The 23,860-nt window shown below is 64.3% G+C and carries 1 protein-coding gene (running past one end of the window); it reads left to right on the forward strand.

All coding sequences use genetic code 11. The features are described from left to right. Positions 1-23,860: the 5' portion of a polymorphic toxin-type HINT domain-containing protein gene (locus F2P44_RS34900; RefSeq protein WP_187363338.1), read on the forward strand. 8,990 nt of this gene lie beyond the right edge of the window; the window shows 23,860 of its 32,850 coding nt (coding positions 1-23,860); it begins with the start codon at positions 1-3; its stop codon lies beyond the right edge, outside the window.

The following is a 23,860-nucleotide window of genomic DNA, read 5'->3' on the forward strand; positions in this document are numbered from 1 at the left end:
ATGGTAGCGATTGTCAGCGGCGGCGGTTTGGGTCTCATCGGTGGTTCAATGTATGCGTTGGGCGGGCAGCAGGGCGCGGTTGGCAACGCAACGTTCGGCCGCAATGGCAATCAAGTGTATGTCAACGCCGCCAACGGCAATCTGGTGGTGCAGAACCGCGACGAGTTCCTGGCCTCGCGCGGCTTCGACACGGCCCTGACCCGCACCTATAACAGCCAGGGGGCGTTTACCGACAAACTCGGCTTCTACATCGACGCCGACAACGGCGACAACTTCCGCTTCGGCAGCTACAAGAAGGTGGCTGCAGCCGGCAAGCTGAATGCGGCGGGCGGCACCGTCACCCGCACCGATGGCGACGGCACCACCAGCGTCTACCACTACGATGCAACGCGCGGGCTGTACGTGGGCACCAGCGGCAAGGGGGCCTTCGACACCATCAGCTTCAGCGCCGCGAACGGCGCCAAGCCGCAGACCTGGAACTGGACCGATGGCGACACGCAATCGACGGAGGTCTATAACGCCACCGGTTTGATCATTTCCGCAAGCGATACCGACGGCAACGCCAGCACCTTTACCTATAGCGGCCGCCTGCTCAAGAGCGTCACCTCGTCCTCGGGCGACGTGCTGCACTTCGACTATACCGGCAACAACCTGTCGCAGATCCGCACCGTCAGCGAGGGCGTGACCCAAACCAGCACCCGCTACACCTACGACGCCAGCAACCGCCTGGCCAGCGTGACGGTCGATCTGAGCCCGGACGACAATAGCGTCGCCGACGGCAACGTCTACCGTACCGCCTACACCTACGACGGCAGCAGCCGCCGTATCGCCACCATCACCCAGACCGACGGCAGCGTACTGGCGTTCACCTATCTGCAGGTCGGCGCCGACTATAAAGTGGCCAGCATGACCGATGCCCAGGGCCGCATCACGCGCCTGGCCTACGATAGCGTCAACCGCCGCACCGAGATGACCGATCCGCTCGGCTACGTCACCACCTTCGGCTACGACGCCAGCAACCAGCTGACCGACGTGCTCAGCCCCGCGGTGAACGGGGTGCGTGTGCGCACCAGCTACACCTACGATGCCAGCGGTAACGTCACCCAGGTCACCGACGGCAGCGGCAATGCCGTTACCATGCAGTACGACGGACGGGGCAACCAGACACTCCAGCAAGATGCCCTGGGCAACACGGTGGCGCGCACCTACGGCAGCACCAACCTCAAGCTGACCGAGTCGATCCGCATGGGCGCCGGCGCGCCACTGGTGAGCCGCTACGCCTACGACAGCCGCGGCCACCTGCGCTTTTCCGTCAGCGCTAGCGGCCGCGTCACCGAATTCCAGTACGATGCCAAAGGCCAGAAAACTGCCCAGATCGGCTACGCCGGCGCCCAGTTCGACGTCGCCGCGCTCGCCGAAAACGCCAGCGTCAGCGAAGCGGCGGTCGCGGCATGGGTCGAGGCCCACGACAAGTCCCAGGCCGAACGGATCGACTATACCTACGACTTTCGCGGCCAGCTGGCCTCGTCGACGACCTACACGGCGCTCGACGCGGCCGGCAAGGGCGTGCCCGAGGGCGGCGCCACCACCCGCTACGTCTACGACCAGGAAGGGCGCTTGCTCAAGTCGATCGACCCGCGCGGCGCATCGATGGTCACCAGCTACAGTTACGATGGCCTGGACCGCCTGCTGTCGAGCACCGACGCGCTGGGCCAGCAAACCTTGACCCAGTACGACGACGCCCACAACAAGACCGTCACGATCCAGGCCAACGGCCTGGCGTCGACGGCGACCTACGACGCCAGTGGCGAGCTGACCAGCGTCATCCAGAGCAGCCACAATGGCGGCGCAGTGCTGGGCGCGGCACGCAATGTATACGATGCCAACGGGCGCCTGACCAGCACCCAGGACGCGGCCGGCGTGCGCACCCATTTCATCTACGACGAGATGGGCCGGCGCGTCGCCATGATCGATGGCATGGGCGCCCTGACCGAGAGCGTTTTCGACGCCAGCGGCAACCTGGTCAAGTCGATCCGCTACGCCACCCTGGTCGATGTGCAGCTGCTGGCCGACGCCAACGGCGCGCCAGTCACGCCAAGCATGGCCGCAATCCGTCCGCAAGCGGCAAGCCTTGACCGCGTGGTACGCCAGGTGTACGACAAGGACAACCGCCTGATCTACACGATCGACGAAGCCGGGTACGTGACCCAGCAGTTTTTTGATGCCGCCGCGCGCCTGACCGATGTGGTGCGCTACAACAGCGCGCTCGACCTGGCAGCCTTGCCGGCCAGCGTCACGCTGGCCGACGTCGTCGTCACGTCCAGCGCCGACGACCGCCACGTGCGCAATTTTTACGACGCCGACGGCCGCCTGGTGGGCAAGCTGGACGCCGAGGGCTTCCTGACCGAGAACAAATACGACGGCGCCGGCCAGCTGACCGAGATGGTGCGCTACGCCAGCGCCACCAGCAGCGCCCTGCGCAGCAGCGCCACCCTGGCCGAGCTGATGCCGGCCGCCTCGGATGCCGACATCCACGTCAAGCAGTACTACGATGCGCGCGGCCAGTTGATCGGCAGCGTGGACGCCGAAGGCTATCTGACGACCACGGACTACGATCTGGCCGGCAACCAGAGCCGCGCCACCCGCTTCGCCAACAAGGTCGCCAGCACGGCCCCTGGCGCGACCCTGGCCGCGATCCGTCCGCAAGCCAGCCCGGCCGACCAAAGCCGCTCCTACGCCTACAATGCGCTCAACCAGCTGGCGCAGCTCACTGACTTCGACGGCACCCAGAGCCGCATGCACTACGATAGCGTCGGCAATCTGGTCTCGACCATCCGCGCCGCCGCCAGCGCCGGCCAGCGCACCGAGCTCAATCAATACGACCTGCAGGGCCGCCGCATCGCCAGCCTGTCGGCGCAGGGCGCCAGCCACCTGAGCGGCAACGCCGCCCTGGACGCCCAAGTATGGGCCGATTACGGCACCAACTACCAGTACGACAAGCATGGCCACCTGACCCGCGCCACCGATGCGCTGGGCCAGAGCACCCTGTTCTTTTATGACGCGGCCGGGCGCCAGACGCACAGCGTCAACGCGCTGGGCGAAGTGACGGGCACGCGCTACAACGCGTTTGGCGAAGCGAGCGCCACGATCACCTATGCCAGCCGGATTGCCACCGCGGGTCTCGCCGGCGGCGCCAATGGCAGCCTGCTGACGCTGCTGGCGGCGGCCAGCGATCCGCTGCGCGATACCCTGATCCAGCGCGACTACGATCTGCGCGGCCAGATCAAGGCCTTGATCGATGGCCTGGGCAACACCACCGGTTTCAGCTACAACGCCTACGGCGACTTGCTGGCCCAGCGCCGCCCGATCAGCGCCGCCGTCAGCGAATTGGTCAGCTTCAGCTACGACAAGCGCGGCCTGCGCACCGGCCAGATCGACGGCCTGGGCGGCTTGAACCGCGCCACCAGCACCCAGTACGATGCCTTCGGGCGCGCCGTGGCCAGCGTGGACGCCAACGGCCACATGCGCACCAGCACATTCGACCGCAACGGGCGCACCGTCACCACGCGCGACGCCATGGGCGCGGCCATCGCCACCAGCTACGATGCGTTCGACCGGGTGCTGACCCAGACCGACGCGATGGGCCAGGTCACGCGCTACGCCTACGACGACCAGCAGCGCAGCATCACCATCACCGCCGCCGACGGCGTCAGCACCAGCACGACCCGCAACGCATTCGGGCAGGTCATCAGCATCATCGATGGCAACGGCAACACGGCCAGCTTCGCCTACGACTTGAACGGCAACCTGGTGCGTGTCACCGATGCCGTCGGCAACGATACCACCCAGGTGTTCGACCAGGCCGACCGCCTGTTCTCGACCACGGACCGCAACGGGATGACGACCGCATACAGCTACGACGCGGCCAATCGCCGCCTCAGCCAGCGCGTCGACACGGCCGGCCTGAATCTGACCACCAGCTGGACCTACGACGCCAAGGGCGACATGGTGGCCATGCTTGATGCCAACGGCACCTTGAGCACCACCGAATACGACCGTAACGGCCAGCAAGTCCGGGTCGTGCTCGACCCGGCCGGCCTGAACCTGCGCACCGAGTATAGCTACGACGCCCAGGGCCACACCCTGAGCGTGGTGCGCGGCGACGCCAACGGCGACGTGCGCACGACCAGCTACAGCTACGACCAGCTCGGCCGCCGCGTGGCCGAAGTGGTCGACCCGAACGGCCTGGCACTGCGCACCGTCTACCAGTACGACCTTGGCGGCAATGCCACCACGGTCATCGATCCGAACGGCCACGCCAGCACCTTCGCCTACGATGCGGAAAACCGGGTTGTCAGCAGCAGCGATGCGCTGGGCAATGTGACCAGCTACCGCTACGACGCCAACGGCAACAAGACCAGTCAGACCGACGCCAACGGCAATGCGACCCAGTTCGCCTACGATAGCCAGAACCGCCTGACGGCGCAGACCGACGCGCTTGGCGCGGCCACGGTCCACGCCTACGACGCCGCCGGCAACCGCATCAGCACGACCGACGCCAACGGCCATGTCAGCACCTTGCGCTACGATGCGCTCAAGCGTCTGGTCCAGCAAACCAATGGCATGGGACAGACGGAAACCTACAGCTACGACAAGATCGGCAACCGTACCGCCTACCTCGACGCCAACGGCAATCTGAGCAGCTATGCCTACGACGCCGCTGGCCGCCAGACCGTGATCACCGACAGCCTCGGTGGGCAGACCCGCTATGCCTATGACAGCGTGGGCAACCGGATCGCGCACATCGACGCCAACGGACATGCCACCAGCTACGATTACGACAAGGCAAGCCGCCTGATTAACGTGCGCCAGCAGGTCAGCAGCGCTGCCGGCGACCAGAAATGGGTCGCCAAGGTCGAGTGGGTGGCCGATGCCAGTAACACCGCGGGCGGCTATTATGAAGACCACGGCGCCTTTGTCGGCGTCGACCCGGCCGAAACGCATGAACTGCTGACCCATTTCGTCTACGATGCGGTCGGCAATGAGCGCGTGCAAATCGACGCCAACGGCAGGCAGACGAGCAAGCTGTACGATGCCGCCAACCGTCTGGTGGCCAGTACCGATGGCGCCGGCAACACCACGCGCTACCAGTACGATGGGGTCAATCGTACCGGCCTCACCGACGCCAATGGCAATACGACCAATTTCACCTACGATGCCGCCAATCGCCTCAGCGGCAGCACCGATCCGCTTGGAAATACCGTTTCCTACGGCTACGACAAGGTTGGCAACAAGACCCGTTCAAGCGATCAGAGCGGCGCCATCAGCACCTATCAGTACGACGCCGCCAACCGCCTGGCGCTGCATACGGATGCGCTCGGCAATACCGAGCAGTTCGCCTACGACCAGGTCGGCAACCTGGTGCTGTCGCGTGACTTGAACGGCAACACCAGCACCTACACCTACGATGGCGCCGGCCGGGTCGTCTCGCTGACCGATCCGCTCGGCAAGGTGGAAACCTATGCCTACGACGCCGTCGGCAACCGTACCGCGCTGGTCGACCGCAATGGCCACGCGACGCGCTTCGCTTTCGACCGCAACAACCGTCTGGTCAGCCAGACCGACGCGCTCAATGCGGTTACCGCTTTTGCTTACGACAATGTCGGCAACCGCACCCGGATGACCGATGCGAACGGCAACGCCACCGACTACGAGTACGATCAAGCCAATCGCCTGGTCAAGACCATCACGGCGCAGCGCACCGAGATCATCGCCGACCCGAACGGCAACAGCGCCAACGACCGCAGCTACGAGCGCAAGATCGCCACGCGCTATGTGTACGACGGCGTCGGCAACCGCATCGCCACCATCGACGCCAACCAGCACCGCACCAGCTACGTCTACGACGGCGCCAACCGCTTGCTCAAGACGGTCGACCCGCTCGGCGGCGAAAGCGTGCAGCAGTACGATGGCGCCGGCAACCGGGTCGCGCGTACTGACGCCAACGGCAACGTGACGACCTTCGTCTACGACGCCGCCAAGCGCTTGACGCGCCAGATCGACGCCCTGGGCCTGGTGACCACGTTCAGCTATGATGCCAAGGGCAACTTGCTGAGCACAAGTGACGCCAACGGACATACTACCAGCCAGGTGTTCGACGCCGCCTCGCGCCTGCTGAGCCGCACCGATGCGCTCGGCCAGGTGAGCGCGTTCGGCTATGACGCCGTCGGCAACCAGACCAGCCTGACCGATGCCAACGGCAATGTCACCCTGAGCAGTTTCGACGCCAACAACCGCCTGGTCGCCTCCACTGACGCGCTCGGCTTTACGACGAGTTATGCCTACGATGCCGTCGGCAACCGCATCACCGAGACCGACGCGCAGGGCCACAGCAGCCGCACGGTGTACGATGCGGCCAACCGGCCGCGCAACGCGACCGATGCGCTGGGCAATGTCGAGCATTACGAATATGACTTGGTGGGTAACCGTACCGCCGTGATCGACCGCAATGGCCATCTGACCCGCTACGACTACGATGCCGGCAAGCGCCTGGTCGCGATCCGTGCGCAAGCCACCGGCGCCGCCGCCGATCCGGCCCTCGTGCAGCAGGGCGCGGTATTGCAAAGCGGTTTCTGGGTCGCTCAGGGTAGCGATAGCAATGGCAAGGAGGTCGGCTACTGGACCGATTGGGCGATACAGGGCGGCGCCCCGGCACCGCTCGCGGCCGCGCTGGTCACCACCTACGAATATGACGATGTCGGCAACCGCACGGCCCTGATCGATGCGAACGGCAACAAGACCCGCTTCGTCTACGACGCGCTGGACCGCCTGGTCTCCAGCACCGACGCCCTCGGCCACAGTACCAGCTATCAGTACGATGCGCTCAACCGCATCGGCCTGACTGACGCCAACGGCAACAAGACGGCGTATGCCTACGATGCCGGCAACCGCCTGGTCAAGACCACCGATGCCTTGGGCAATACCGAATTGCTCAGCTACGACGCAGCCGGCAACCGCAGTGCCGTGACCGACCGCAACGGCCAAATCACGTCCTTCGCCTACGACGCCGCCAATCGGCTGGTCCAGATGAGCGATGCGCTCGGCCACAGCGAAGCGTATGCCTATGACCGGGTCGGCAACCGGATCGCATCGACCGACCGCAACGGTCACGTGACGCGCTATGTCTACGACGCCAATCGGCGCCTGGCCGGCTTCACCGATGCGCTGGGCCACAGCGAAGCGTATACCTACGACAGCGTCGGCAACCAGACCGTGGTCAGCGACCGCAACGGCAACAAGACCACGTATGCTTACGATGCCGAACATCGCGTCATCGCGCAAACCGATGCGCTGGGTAACACCAGCCAGTACCAGTACGACAAGGTCGGCAACCGCAGCAGCGTCATCGATGCACGCGGCCACGCGACCCTGTACCAGTACGACGAGGTCAACCGCCTGGTCAAGACCATCGACGCCCGCACCGTCATCGACTACGTGCAGAAGTACGGCTCCGAATGGGATGCCGCCACGCTGCAGACAACGCCGTGGCGCGAGTGGAGCGTCAACCGCAGCTTCGAGCAGGTGGTGGCGACCCGCCATGTGTACGACGCGGTCGGCAACCGGATCGAGAGCATCAATGCCAACGGCAACAGTACCCAGTATGTGTACGATGCCGCCAACCGCCTGGTCGCGGTCAAGGATGCCGCCACCGGTGCGGCCAGCGATGTCGCGCTGGTGCGCGACGATGTCTGGGTCGACGCCGTGCTCGATATCAATGGCACCGAGCTGGTAGCGGGCCACTGGATCAGGAATAGTCTCAGCACCGTGGTAGCCGGCCAGCGCCACGATTACCTGACCCGCTTCGAATACGATGCCGCCGGCAACCGCAGCGCCATGGTGGACCGCAATGGCAACCGCACCGTGTACGTGTACGACGCCCTGAACCGCCTGAGCGCAAGCACCGACGCCCTCGGCCACACGCTCGCCTATCAGTACGACGGCCTGAACCGGATCAGTGCGACCGACGCCAATGGCAACAAGACGAGCTATGTCTACGACGCCGTCAACCGCCTGACCGGCACGACCGACGCGCTCGGCCACAGCATCACCCACGTCTACGACTTTGGCGGCAACCGCGTTGCCACCACCGATCAGAATGGGCAGGTGAGCAGCTATGTGTACGACGCCGCCGGCCGTCTGGTACAGTCGACCGATGCGCTGGGCAATACCAGCAGGGCCGCCTACGACAAGGTGGGCAACCGCACCGAAGCGATCGACCAGAATGGCCAGCGTACGGCCTACGCTTATGATGCCAACAACCGCCTGGTGGCGCTGACCGATGCCCTGGGGCAGACCGAGACCTACGCTTACGACAGCGTCGGCAACCGCACCAGGCTGGTCGACAAGAACGGTCACGCGACCGTCTACACTTACGACGAGCGCAATCGCCTCGTGAACTTGACCGATGCGCTCGGCAACAAAACGCACTACGACTACGACAATCTCGGCAACCGTACCCGCATCGTCGACGCCAATGGCCACGCGACCGTGTTCAGCTACGATGAGCTGAACCGCCTGGTCAAGACCGTCGATGGCGTCATCCGCATCGGCTACATCGAGTCTGTCCGCACCAATGGCCATTTGCAGGACAATGCGCGCAGCCTGGACCAGGCCGTGGCGACCCGCCATGTCTACGACGGCAATGGCAACCGCATCGAAACCATCGACGCCAACGGCAACAAGACCCGTTTCGAGTACGATGGCGCCGATCGCCTGCTCAAGTCGACCGATCCCCTGGGCGGCGTGAGGGCTTACGAGTATGACGCCGCCGGCAACCGGACGGCGCTGATCGATGCCAACGGCAACAAGAGCACGTATTTGTATGACGCGGCGAATCGCCACACCGGCACCGTCGACGCGCTTGGCTACCGGAGCGTGTTTACGCTTGACGCCGCCGGCCAGCGCATCACCCTGACCGACGCCAACGGTAACATCACCGGCTATCGCTACGATGCCCTGGGTCGCCTGGTCGGTACGGTCGACGCGCTCGGCCATGCCGACAGCAGCAGCTACGATGCGATGGGCAATCGCACCGCTTACACCGACCTGAACGGCAACGTCAGCGTCTATCAGTACGATGCCCTGGGGCGCCTGGTGCACAGCACCGATCCGCTGGGTGCGACCAGCAAGATCGCCTATGATGCGGTTGGCAACGTGCTGGTCACGACCGACTGGAACGGCAACCGCCGCAGTCACGCCTATGACGCCCTGAACCGCGTCATTTCCAGCACCGATGCGCTGGGCAGCACCGAAACCTACGGCTACGATGCCGTCGGCAACCGCACCAGCCAGGTCGACCGCAACGGCCATGCCACGACCTATCGCTACAGCGCGCAAGACAAGCTGCTCGGCGTCAAGGATGCCTTCGGCAACGAAGAGAGCTATACCTACGATGCCGTCGGCAACCGCCTGTCGCTGCTCGACCGCAACGCGCACGCGACGCTCTACAGCTACGACGCCAACAACCGCTTGACGGACACCGAGAACACCGTACTCCCGGCGCGCGGCGAAGACCGCCTGGTCGACGGGTATGACTACATCGTCGATGGAGTCGATGCCGACGGCAACGAATACGGCCACCAGGTCAACCGCCATGTTCAGCATGCCGCCACGGTAGCGGCAAGCACCTACCGTGCCACGCTGCGCTATGATGCGGTGGGCAACCTGGTCGCCTCCGTCGACCGCAACGGCAAGACCACCGCGTACGAATTCGATGCGCTTAACCGCGTCGTCGCCAGCACCGATGGCGCCGGCAACACGACCAGCTACACCTACGATGGCATGAACCGGACGGCACTGATCGACGCCAACGGCCACCAGACCAGCTATAGCTTCGATGGCGCCAACCGGATGACCGGTTCGACCGATGCCTTGGGACACAGCCAAACCTTCGCCTATGACAATAACGGCAATCGCATCGCGGCCACCGATGAAAACGGGCATGTCACCGCGTCGCTCTACGATGCCGACAATCGCCTGGTCAAGCTGACCGATGCACTGGGCAATAGCGAAGCCTATGCCTACGACAAGCTGGGCAATCGGGTGCAGTCGATCGACCGCAATGGGAATCTGACGGCTTACCAGTACGACGCGGAAAACCGCCTGACCAAGCTCACCGATGCGCTCGGCAATGTCGAGCAATACGCCTACGACAAGGTCGGCAACCGTACGGTCCTGACCGACAAGAACGGCAACAGCACCACCTATGCCTACGATGCGGTAAACCGCTTGACCAAGGTGACCGATGCGCTGGGCCATGTCACCCTGTCCGAGTACGACGCCGCCGGCAACCGCACCCGCACGGTCGATGCCAACGGCAACGCCACCGCGTATGAATACGATGCAATGAACCGCTTGGTCAAGAGCATCGTCTCGCGCACCACGGTCGAGTACAACGTATCGAACTCCTCGTATTACGATCCGGTCACCCATCAGCCCGGTCAGTACCACTACTGGGACAGCAAGGAAAGCTACGTCGAGGTGATCTCGACGATCTACGCGTACGACGGCGTCGGCAACCGCACCCGCGTCACCGACGCGCTCGGCAACATCGTCGAATACCGGTACGACGGTGCCAACCGCCTGGTCAAGATCCGCGAAGAAGTTGAACGCAACACCGGCGGCACCGAAACCTTCATGGCCACGCGCGGCGCCATGATGGAGACCCAAGCGACCAGCACCCCGGGCGAAGAGGTAGACAACGGCCTGTACCGCATTACCGACTTTACCCATGACGCGGTCGGCAATGTGCTGTACGAAGACCGCTATTACGAAGATACGCGCTGGGGCGAGGGGGGCAGCGTCGACCCGATGCACTTTTGGATCCGGCGTGAATTCGATGCGGTCAACCGCCAGACTGCCCAGTTCGACGGCCTGGAAACCGCCACCAGGTTCGCCTACGACGCTGCTGGCAACCTGACCGCGCGCATCGACCCGAATGGAAACGCGACGCAATTTGCCTACGACGCGCTCAACCGCAAAGTCAGCCAGACCAGCGCGCTCGGCCATGTGACCAGCTTCGGGTACGACAAGAACGGCAATCTGGTGCGCAGTGTCGACCCGCGCGCCGCCGTCAGCACCCAGCAGTTCGATGCGCTCAACCGGCTGGTCCGGAGCACCGACGCCCTGGGCGGCGTTAGCAGCCAGAGTTACGATGCTGTCGGCAACATTCTCACCCACACCGACGCCAACGGCCATACCCGCAAGTATGCTTACGATGAAGTCGACCAGCGCGTCAGCACGACCGATCCGATGGGCGGCGTCAGCCACGCCGTGTTCGATGCGGTCGGCAACCGCGTGACAGCGGTCGACGCCAACGGCCACGCGACCACCTACGCCTACGATGCGCGCAACCGGAATACCAGCGTCACCGACGCGCTCGGCAATGTGACCAGCTACGAGTACGATGCCGTGGGTAACCGGACCATGGTTCGCGATGCGAACCAGAACGATCGCTTCTTCCGCTACGACGCGCTGCATCGCCTGGTCGAAGGCTACACGCTGGACGGCGACAGCGCCGCCGGCAGTGAACGATATACCTACAATGCGATCGATGGCGTGCTGCAGCGCTTTAACGAACTCGATCCGAATTTCCGTGACGGCGACTACGAATACAATCCGGCCGGACAATTGACTGGCTACCGCCACGGCCTCAGGCAAATTCGCTATGCCTATGACGATGCCGGCAATCTGACCCGGGTCACCGACAGCCTGGGCCAGGTCACCGTGCACGCCTACGATGCCGACAACCGCCGCGTCAGCACCACCGACGCGCTCGGCCAGGTGACGCAGTACCAGTACGATGAAAGCGGCAACACGACCGCACTGATCGATGCGCGCGGAAACACCACCAGCTACAGCATCGATCTGCTGGGACGCCAGGTGCGCATGGTCGACGCCGAAGGCGGGGTCACCAGCACCACCTACGATGGCGCCGGCAATGTGCTGCTCAAGGTCGATGCGCGCGGTGCCAGCACGCATTTCGTCTATGACGGCAACGATCGCCTAGTCAAGAGCACCGATGCGCGCGGCGGCGTCACGACCAGCCACTACGATGCCGTGGGCAACCTCGTCAAATCGGTGGATGTGAAGGGGAACGCCACCAGCTTCAGCTATGACGCGCTGGACCGCCTGGTGGAGTCGACCGACCCGCTGGGCCAGAGCACAGGCTTCGGCTACGACCCGGTGGGCAACCGCATCAGCCGTACCGATGCGCTCGGGTTCGTCACGCGCAGCGAATACAATGCCGTCAACCAGCTGAAAGCGCGCATCGATGCGCTCGGCAACCGGACTGGCTACTACAGTTTTACCCACGGTCAGGCGCAGCATGCGGTCGATGCCAACAATAACGGCAGCACCACCGATCTTGACGAGCACGGCCAGGTCCAGCACGAATACGACGCGCTGTACCGGGGCGTCTACCATTACCGCGACGCCAACGGCAATGTGTACCAGCTGCTCGGCCTGAACGGCGCCATCACCCACAACTATTACGATGCCGATAACCGCCTGACCGATAGCGTCGACAGTCTTGGTTATGTGACGCACAATGAGTACGACCAGAACGGCAACCTGATCGCGCAGACCCGCTACGCCACCGCCGTCGCACCGCCGACGACCAATTGGACCACATGGGAAAAGCCGGTCGTGACCGTCTCCGACCAGGACCAGACCGTCACCTTCACCTACGATAAGCTGAACCGCCAGCTGAGCCGCACCGATGGCCTGGGCAATGTCACCAGCGTCACCTATGACGCCAATGGCAACCAGACCAGCCAGACCGACGGCAACGGCAACGTCACCAGCTTCAGCTATGACGCCGGCAATTTGCTGCTGTCGCAAACCGATGCGCTGGGCAATGTCACCAGCTTCAGCTACGATCAGAGCGGCAACCGCACGGAGAGCGTGGACGCGCGTGGCGCCCGCACCCTCAACGCGTATGACGCCAACAATCAACTGATCAGCGTCACCGATGCGCTCGGCCAGCGGCAAACCTACGCCTACGACGCGGTCGGCAACCGGGTCGGCATCACCGACGCCGCCGGCCAGCTGTGGGGCTACGGCTATGACGGCAATGGCCGGGTCGTGAGCGAAACCAGTGCGCTGGGCGCGCGCACCACCCATGCGTACGATGCGGTGGGCAACAAGATCGAGAGCAGCGATGCACTCGGCCATGCGACCACCTTCACCTACGACAAGATCAACCGCATCAGTACCCGCAGCGATGCGCTGGGCAACACCACCACCTATGATTACTCGCCCCGCGGCAACACGGGCAGCTGGATGACAGTGATCGACGCCAAGGGCGCGCGCGATACCTATCACTACGATACCGCCGGACGGATTGTCAGCCAGGAGGGCATCGTTGCGCGTCGAAAATACCTGTACGATGCCTTCGGCAACCAGACCGAGCAAATTTACAGCAACCACCGCAATACGGTCGATACCGGCAACCGCCTGAGCGGCCAGGTCGACTTCATGGGTAACTTCACGACGTTCAAGCACGATGCCGCGGGCAACCGCATCGAGGCGGTCGACGCCAACGGCAACAAGACGCGGTATACCTACGATGCCAACAACCGCCTGACCAGCCAGACCGACGCCAAGGGCGGCGTGACCAGTTACACCTACGACGAGGTCGGCAACCAGACCAGTCGTACGGACGCGCTCGGCAACACGGTCAGCATCGCCTACGACTTGCTCGGCCGCCAGATCAGCCAGACCGACGCCCTCGGCGGCGTCAGCAGCGCCAGCTATGACGCCGTCGGCAACCGCATCCAGGTCACCGATGCCAAGGGCAATCTGAGCGGATACGGCTACGATGCCGATCACCGCCTGGTCAGCCAGACCGATCCACTTGGCCATGTCAGCAAATTCGCTTACGATGCCGTGGGCAACCGCATCAGCGAACAGGATGCGCTGGGCCGCATCACGCTCAATGCCTACGACAAAGTCAACCGCCTCGCCACGGTGACCGATGCGCTCGGCGGCGTGACCACCTTCAGTTACGACAAGGTCGGCAACCGCACCAAGGTGCTCGACGCCAACGGCCATGCCACCACCTTCACCTATGCCTACGACAACCAGGTCGAGACCCGCACCGATGCCTTGGGCAACAGTACCCGTTACCAGTACGATGACTTCGGCCAACTGGAGTATATGCAAGACGCACGGGGCCATGCCAGCTGGTTCTATTACGACGAAAACGGCGCCCTGATCGGCAACCGCGATCCGCTCTACAATGGCGACAAGTATACCGTCGACGCGGTCGGCAACCGCACCAGCCATACCGACAAGAATGGCCACGTCACCACCTATACCTACGACGCACTGAACCGCCTGGCGGCGACCACTGATCCGCTGGGCAACGTCACTGCCATCGAATACGATGCGGTCGGCAACCGCATCGGCGTCATCGACGGCAACGGCCACCCGACCCGGTTCGCCTATGATGCCAATGGGCGCGTCCTCAGCCAGACCGATGCGCTGGGCGGCGTGACGGCGTTCAGCTACGATGAAGTGGGCAACCGCCTGAGCGTGACCGATGCGGCAGGCAAGGTCAGCAGCACCGCCTACGATGCGCTCAACCGGATCGTGAGCGAGACCAATGCCCTGGGCGACGTTGCCCATGTCAGCTACGACGCGGTCGGCAACCGCACCGCGCTGACCGATGTCAGCGGCTTTGTCACGACCTTCGCCTACGATAAGCTGAACCGTTTGATCAGCCAGACCGATCCGCTCGGCGGCGTGACCGCCAGCACGTACGATGCGGTCGGCAACCGCGTCGCCAGCACCGACGCGAATGGCCATGTCACCAAGTTCGCCTATAACGCGGCCAACCAGCTCAGCAGCCAAACCGATGCCCTGGGCAACACCACCAGCTACACCTACGACAAGAACGGCAATCGCTCGCGCGTCACGGATGCCCGTGGCGTGTACGCCGAGTCCATCTACGATAGCCTGAACCGCCTGTTGTCGCAATCGCGCTTCATGACCATAGAGAACGGTATCGTGCGGCGCGGCGTCACCTTGTATTATTTCTACGACAAGGTCGGCAATATACTCAAGACCAGTGAATCGGGCTTCGCCTCGGCAGCGGGACTCGACAGCTACACCTACGACGCCAGCGACCGCGTGGTCAGCCATACCGATGCGCTGGGCAACGTGACCCACTATGCCTACGACCGGGCAGGGCAGCGGACGGTGGCGACCGATCCGAACGGACATGCCGTCACCTACGGCTACGATAGCCTGAACCGCCAGACCAGCGTCACCGATGCACTCGGCAACACGACCACCTATGCCTACGACGTGGTGGGCAACCGCATCGCCAGCACCGACGCGAACGGGCACACCAGCACGTACGCCTACGATGCGCTGCACCGGATGCTCAGCCGCACCGGCGCCCTGGGCGGCAAGACCGCGTATGCCTACGACAAGGCAGGCAATGTCAGCGCCGTCACCGACGCCGCCGGGAATGTCTCGCACTCTTCGTACGACGCCAACGGACGCCTGAGCAGCCAGACCGATTCGCTTGGTAATGCGACCGCACATACCTACGACCTGGTCGGCAATCTCCTCAGCACCAGGGACGCCAACGGCCACACCACCGCCTACGCCTACGACGCGGTCAACCAGCTGGCGACGGTGACGGACGCGCTCGGTGGCGTGACCACCCATGCCTACGACGTCGTGGGCAACCGCATCAAGACCACGGACGCCAACGGCAATGCGGTGGTGTTCGTCTACGACAGCGCGCGCGATGTGCAGAGCCAGGTCGACGAGGCCGGCAACTACATCGCCTACGGTTATGACAACAAGGGTAATCTGCTGTACCAGGACAAGTTCAACCAGCACCACCGTGGCAGGGTGCATTCGACCTTCGATGTGCTCAGCCGCCTCGTCAAGACCGAAGCGCGCAATTACAACTCGTGGAACGATCAAACCGTCTCGACGCTCGGATACGACCAGGCCGGCAATCGCATCAGCAGCACCGACGGCAACGGCAACGTCACGACCTTCGCCTACGATGCCGCCAACCGCCTGACCAGCCAGACCGACGCCCTGGGCCAGGTGAGCAGTTTCGCCTACGATGCGGCCGGCAACCGCATCAGCCAGACCGATCCGAACGGCAACACGACTTCCTACACCTACGATGCCGAGAACAAGCTGGTCAAGCAGGTCGACGCCGCCGGCGGCACCAGCGCCTACAGCTATGACCTGCTCGGCAATCTGCTCAGCTCGACGGACGCGAACGGCAACAAGACCAGCTTCAGCTACGATGCCAATGGACGCCTGTTGAGCCAGACCGATGCGCTGGGCAATGTCAGCAGCTTCGCCTACGATGCGGTGGGCCTGCAGATCGCGCAAACCGATGCCGCTGGCGCGCTCATCCGCAGTAGCTACGATGCGCTCAACCGTTTAGTCAGCAGCAAGGATGCGCTCGGCCACGTTACCGGCTACGGCTACGATGCCGTGGGCAACCAGACCAGCGTGACCGACGCCAATGCGCATACCACGACCTACGTCTACGACAAGGGCAACCGCCGCATTGCCGAAACCGATGCGCTGGGCCACACCACGCGCTTCGCTTACGATGGCGCGGGCAATCTGGTATTGCGTACCGAAGCGAACGGCGCGCGCACCAGCTACAGCTACGATGTGCTGAACCGCCTGCGCCTCACGGAAGCGGCGAATGGCGTGCGCAGCCAGCATAATTACGATGCTGCCGGCAACCTCACGACCGTGGTGAACTATCACTCCACGCCGCTGGTGACGAATGCCTACGATCAGGCTAACCGCCTGATCAGCTCGACCGATGCGCTGGGCAATGTGACCGCGTATGCCTACGATGCCGCCGGCAACCGTACCACGATGACCGACCCCAACGGCAACGTCAGCCGCTACGCCTACGATAAGCTCAACCGCCTGGTCAAGACCACTGACGCGCTGGGCAATATCTTGCTCAATACCTACGATGCCGTCGGTAACCGTCTCGGCAGCACCGACGCCAACGGCCACCTGACGAGCTATACTTACGACGCCAATGGGCGCGCGCTCAGCCACAGCAGCGCCCTCGGCCACACCACCTCGAGTGTGTACGACAGCGTCGGCAATGTGATCACCCGCACCGATGCCAACGGCGGCGTGACGCGCATGGAGTACGATGCCGACCGCCGCGTGGTCAAGCAGATCGATGCTTTGGGAAATGCGAGCACCTTCACTTACGATGCGGTCGATAACCGCACCGGCGTGACCGACGCCAACGGGCATACGACCAGCTTCGCCTACGACGTCGTGAACCAGCTGGTAGCGCAAACCGATCCGCTCGGCCGCGTCACCGCCTACGGCTACGACAGTGTCGGCAACCGCACCAGCCTGACCGATGCGCTGGGCAATATCACCAGCTATGAATACAATCTGGCGCACCAGATGGTCAAGCAGATCGATGCCCAGGGTGTCGCCACCGGGTTCGTCTACGACCACTTGGGTGTGCTCATCAATCGCACCGATGTTGATGGCCGCAGCGAGGGCAAGACCTACGATGCGGGCGGCAACCTGGTCCAGCAGAGAGACCGCAGCGGCAGCGTCACGAGCTATACCTATGACAAGAATGGCAACCGGGTCACGGCCACCGATGCGCGCGGCAACGTCACCACCAATGGCTACGACGCCTTGAATCGCCTGGTGACCCAAAAGGATGCCGCCGGCAACGTCACCGAGTTCGCTTACGATGGCGCCGGCAACCTGATCGGCAAGACCGACGCGCTCGGCCGCAAGACGGCGTATGTCTACGATGCCGACGACCGCCTGGTGCGCACCGACGATGCGCTCGGCGGCATGACACGCTACAGCTACGATGCGGTGGGCAACCGCAGCGGCCTGGTCGACGCCAATGGCAACGCCAGCAGCTTCAGCTTCGACGCCAACAACCGCCAGCTCAGCCAGACCGATGCCCTGGGCCATGTCGACAGCGCCAGCTACGACAAGGTCGGCAACCGCGTTTCCAGCACCGACGCGGCCGGCTTCGTCACGCGCTACGCTTTCGACGCCGCCAACCAGATGGTCAGCCAGACCGATGCGCTGGGCAATACCACCACCTACGCCTACGACCTGGTCGGCAACGTCATCGCCAGCACCGACGCCAACGGGCATAGCACCGCTTTTGTCTACGATAGCCTGAAGCGGCTGGTCAGCCAGACCGACGCCGTCGGCAATACCACCAGCTACACCTACGACAAGCTGGGTAACCGGGTGAGCACGACCGATCCGCGCGCGCACGTCGTGAGCTACGGCTACGATGCGATGAACCGCCTGGTCACCGAGCGCGGCGGGCCGGTCAACTTCACGCGCCGGTACGACGCGGTCGGCAACCTGGTCGCGTCGACCGATGGCAACGGCCACACCACCGCCTACACCTACGACGCGCTGAACCGGGTAGTGACGCAAAAAGATCCGCTCGGCAATGAAACGCAGTTCGCCTACGATGCCGTGGGCAACCGCACCTTGCTCACTGACGCCAACGGCAATGCCAGCAGCTATCAGTTCGATGCGCTGAACCGGCTGCTTGCCGCCACCGACGCGCTCGGCCGCACCACGCGCCACGCCTACGATGCGCTCGGGCAGCGCATCGCCAGCACCGACGGCAACGGCAACGTGACCCGCTTCGCCTATGACGGCGCCGGTCATCTGCTGAGCCAGACCGACGCCCTGGGCCAAGTCACGTCTTACGCATACGACAAGGTCGGCAGCATGGTGCGCAGCAGCGACACCGGCGGCGCCGTCACCACCTACGGCTACGATGGCATGCGGCGCCTGGTTTCCCGGGTCGACCCGGATGGCGCTGTCACGGTCTCGGCCTACGACAAGGTCGGCAATCTGATGAGCCGCACGGCGGGCGCCGGAACGGCCCGCGCGGCCACCACGCGCTGGACCTATGACGCCAGCAACTATGTCCTGACAGAAACGGATGCGCTGGGCGGCGTTTCGAGCTATCAATACGACGCCAACCATAATATTGCCAGCAGCGCCGATGCGCTCGGCTTCGAGACGCGCTTCGGCTATGACGCCAACAACCGCCTGACCGAACAAACCGATCCGCTGGGCAATGTCACCAAGTATGGTTACGACAATGTGGGCAATCTGCTGACCAAGACCGATGCGCGCATCAAGCAGGAACGCTTCAGCTACGATGCCGACAACCGCCTGCTGACCCACACCGACCGGCTCGGCGTGACCACCACCTACACTTACGACGCCGTGGGCAACCGCCAGTCCGAATTGCGCGGCGGTTTCACCACGACCACCATCTACGACGCGGCCAACCAGGCCGTGGCGGTGATCGACGGGAATGGTTTCCGCACCGACTATGCCTACGATGCGGCCGGCAATCTCATCGAGAAGCGGCGCCAGCTGGACCTGCAAAACACCAGCGAACAAGTCACGCGCCTGTACTACGACGCGCTCAACCGCAACGTGGCGCAGCGCAGCGCCGAAGGTTACCTGAGCACGGTGGACTACGATGCCGCCGGCAACGTCAAGACCACGACCGCCTACGCCACACGGGTGGCGCTGCCGGCCGGCGGCCAGCCGCAGGCGCTGCCGGGCGACCTGAAGTCGGTCAAGCAATTCGCCTACGATAGCATGCATCGCCAGACCGCCATGACGGACAGCAACGGCGCCGTCAGTGCCTATACCTACGATGTGCTGGGCAACCGCAGCGCCACCACGCTGTACCAGGGCACGGCCCTGGAGCGCACCAGTGTGGCCAGCTATGATTTGCTGGGGCGCAAGACGTCGGAAACCGATGCCCTGGGCAAGGTCACCAGTCATCACTACGATGCAGTCGGCAATCTGCTGAGCACGACCGATGGCGCCGGCACTGCGGAGGCGCGCATCACCGCCTACGTCTACGATGCCAACCGCCGCGTCATCCAAATGACCGACGCGCTCGGCTATGTAAGCGCGCGCACCTACGACGCCAACGGCAACCTGACGAGCGAAACGACGGGCGCCGGCCTGGCCGCGCAAGAGCGCACCATGCAGTACACCTACGACAGCGCCAACCAGCTCACCCGCCTGGTGAACGCCGCTTTCCCAAGCCAGTACACCACCTTCGCATACGACGCCAGGGGCAACCGCACCAGCGTCCTGAGCTCGAATGCCGACCAGACCGAGCAAAAATTCCATTTCGATGCGAACGGCAACGTCGACCTGATCACGGACGCCAAGGGCGTCACCACGCGCAATCTCTACGATGGCGCGGGCAACCTGACCGCCACCATCGCGGGCGAGAGCGTCAACGGCACGCCGCGCGCCGGCAACCATACCCGCTACCGCTTCGACCTGGACAATCGCCTGGTCGGTGTCACCGATCCCATGAACGGTAGCACCACCTTCGAACTCGACTACCAGGGCAACCGGGTCAAGGTCAGCGACGCCGAAGGACGGGTGACGCAGCAAAGCTTCGACGCGTCCGGCCGCCTCCTGACCAGCCTGGGCGCGGACGGCGCCCTCAATACCAGCGTCTACAGCCTGGCCGGCACGCTGGTGTCGAGCACCTTGTCCAAGGCCGATGGCAGCGATGCGCGCACGACCAGCAATACCTACGATCTGCTGGACCGCCTGACCAGCACCACCGATGCGCTCGGCTACACCAGCAGCGTCACCTACGACCAGTTCGGCAACCGCATCCGCACTGTCAACGGTGCCTACCTGATCGCTCCGGGCGATGCGCGCTACAGCGCCGCCGCGGCCGCACTGGCCAAGCCGGTCACGAGCTCGGCCAGCTACGATAAACTGAACCATGTCGCCAGCACCACCGATGGCCTGGGCATGCTGAGCACCTCGACCTACGACGCGCGCGGCAACCGTACCAGCCTGACGGTGGCGGCCAACAGCCCCGACGCGCGCGCCACCACCTACGCCTACGACCTGGCCGACCGCCTGGTCACCCAAACCACGCCGGCCGGCGCGGTGGTGACCTACCAGTACGCCTCGGCGCACCTGACCAAGCCGACCGCCGAAACCCATCACAACCGCTTCGGCCTGGCGCTGGTGACTACCTACACCTACGACCGCAACGGCCGCGTGCTCAGCGCCACCACCGGCGGCGAGACCGTCAGCCATGTCTATGACGTCGACGGCAACGCCAGCGCGACCTTCACCGGCGCGTCGAACGCGCCGCACGGCGTGCTGCGCGAATTCGACGGCAACGGCCGCCAGACGGCCGAGATCGACGCCCTGGGCGCGCGCACCGAGTACACCTATGACAAAGTAGGCAACCGGCGCACCGTCAAGGATGCCAACGGCAACCTGACGACCCATTGGTACGATAGCGCCAACCGCATCAGCGCCACCCTCGATCCGCTCGGCTACCTGACCAGCTACCGCTACGACGTGGCGGGCAAGCAGATCGAAGCGCACCAGTACGCGGCGCTGTATGGTGGCAGCGTGGACCTGGCCAGCGTGCCGGTGCTCGCCGCCGGTCCGAACGACCGCATCGTGCGCGCCGAATTCGACAAGGGCGGGCGCCACAGCGCCGCCATCGGCGCCGATGGCTACCGCACCGTCTACACCCTGGACGCGGCCGGCAACCGGGTCGGCGTGACCCAGGCCGCGGGCCTGGGCATTGCGCGCACGGTCAAGACCGAGTACGACGCGGCCAACCGCGCCACCCGCCAGACGGCGGCCGACGGCGCCGTCACGACCTCGCAATACGACCGCGCCGGCAACCTGGTCTCGAGCCTGGTCAGCGCGGCCGGAGAAGCGGCGCGCCTGACCACGTACACGGTCGACCTGGACAACCGGCGCCTGGCCTCGACCCAGGACCCGGGCGGCCTGAACATCACCCAGAGCGTCCAGTACGACGACCACGGCAACGTTATCGTCAGCATGGATGGCGAAGGCCGGATCATGCGCAACACCTATAACGCGGCCGGTCGCCTGGCGCTGGTACAGAATGGCGTCGGCCAGACGGTGCAGTCGTTCACCTACGACAACCACGGCAACGTGGTCACCGAATACGGCAAGGATGGCAGCAAGCAGTACATCTACGACGCCAACAACCGCAAGATCAGCATGTCGTTCGCCGCTACCTATGTGTACACGGTCGGCGCCAACGCCAGCGAGTACCGGACCAGCACGGTGACCTACCGCTACGACGGGCTCGGCAACGTGGTGCAGACGGCCGACGCCAGCGGCTTCCTGACCACCAATTATTACGATGCCGGCCAGCGCATGGTGGCCCAGCTCGATGCCGACAATGTGCTGCACGAGTACGATTTCAACGCCTTCGGCGAACGCAGCGCCGAGCGCCTGTACATGACGCGCCTCAGTGGCGCACGCGATCCGGGCGTGCGTCCGGGCGCGCCCGTGGGCGAGCTGCGCGCCTACCGCTTCGAATACGATGTGATGGGACGGCTGACGCGCAAGGTCTATCCCCAGGTGCAACTGGCCAGCCTGGCCACCAGCGGCGCCAGCCCGGCGACGTCGCTGGCGCTGAGCACACCCGAAGAGCGTTCCGTGTACGATGCCTTCGGCAATATCGTCGAATCGGTCGCGCTTGACGGTGGCCGCAGCCTAGGTTACTACGATAGCCTGAACCGCCTGGTGGCCCAGGTCGACGCCATGGGTTACCTGACCCGCTACGACTTCGATAACAGCGGCAACGTCGTCAAGAAACGCGCGTATGCCACCGCACTCGATACCGCCACCCTGAACCGCGCCACCATTCCGGCCGCGCCGGGTGGCAGCGTGGCCACCACCACCTTCGTCTACGATCGCGCCAACCGCATGATCGAACAGCGCGCGCCGGCGGTCATGGTGACCGACCAGAACACCCACGTCCAGACCGAACAGGTGCTCGTCACGCGCCGCGTCTACGACAAGGCCGGCAATCTCATTGAACATATCGTCGGCGCCGGCAGCGGCGCGCAGCAGACCGAGTATTCCTATTACGACAGCCGCAACCGCCGCATCGGCTCGGTTGACGCCAGCCGCACCCTGACCCTGTACCAGTACGATGACCAGGCACGCCTGACCCGGGTCGGCCACTTCCTCACGCCGCTCGGCGCCGCGGTCGACCTGGCCACGGTGGCCAGCGACTACGCCTCCTTGCGCGCACTGGCCACCCCGAGCGCGGGCGACGAGTCGAAGACCTATGCCTACAACGCGCGTGGCCAGCTGGTCACCGAATCGACCGGCACCTCGGCCTTCAGCACCAGCGGCAGCACGGCGCTCGACTTCAACATCAGCGCCGGGGTGAGCTCGAAGAGCTATGCCTACGACGCCGTGGGCAACCGCAGCTGGACCCAGGACGAGTCCGGCGCGACCATTCGCAGCGCTTACGACGGCATGGGCCGCACGGTCCAGGTAATCCAGCCCGACAACAGCGGCACACGCCAGTTCTTCGATGCGGCCGGCAACACGGTGTCGACCTATACCGGTGAAATGAGCAACCAGGCCGTTGCCGCCACCGGCATGAAGGCGACCGTCACCGATGTGCTGACCCTGAACTACAACGTCGGCACGGCCGGGATGTCGTCCTACATTTTGTGGGACACCTCCTCGCATGCCGACCTGGCCAGCTACGCCAACCAGTCCGAGTCGAGCGCCAACCTGGCCTCGAGCGCGGCGGCGACGACCTTGCCGCGCCCGGCCTACGGCAGCACGCTCTACTACCGCGTCATCACCCAGGACAATGCCGGTAACCGCGTCTACTCGAGCGAGCAGAAAGTAGTGATGCCGCAGCAAGTCGAGGACGTGCAGGTCAATCGTCCGGACGCGGCGACGATGTCGGTGC

The sequence above is a fragment of the Massilia frigida genome (genome assembly GCF_011682175.1).
GTDB classification, from domain to species: domain Bacteria; phylum Pseudomonadota; class Gammaproteobacteria; order Burkholderiales; family Burkholderiaceae_D; genus Telluria_A; species Telluria_A frigida.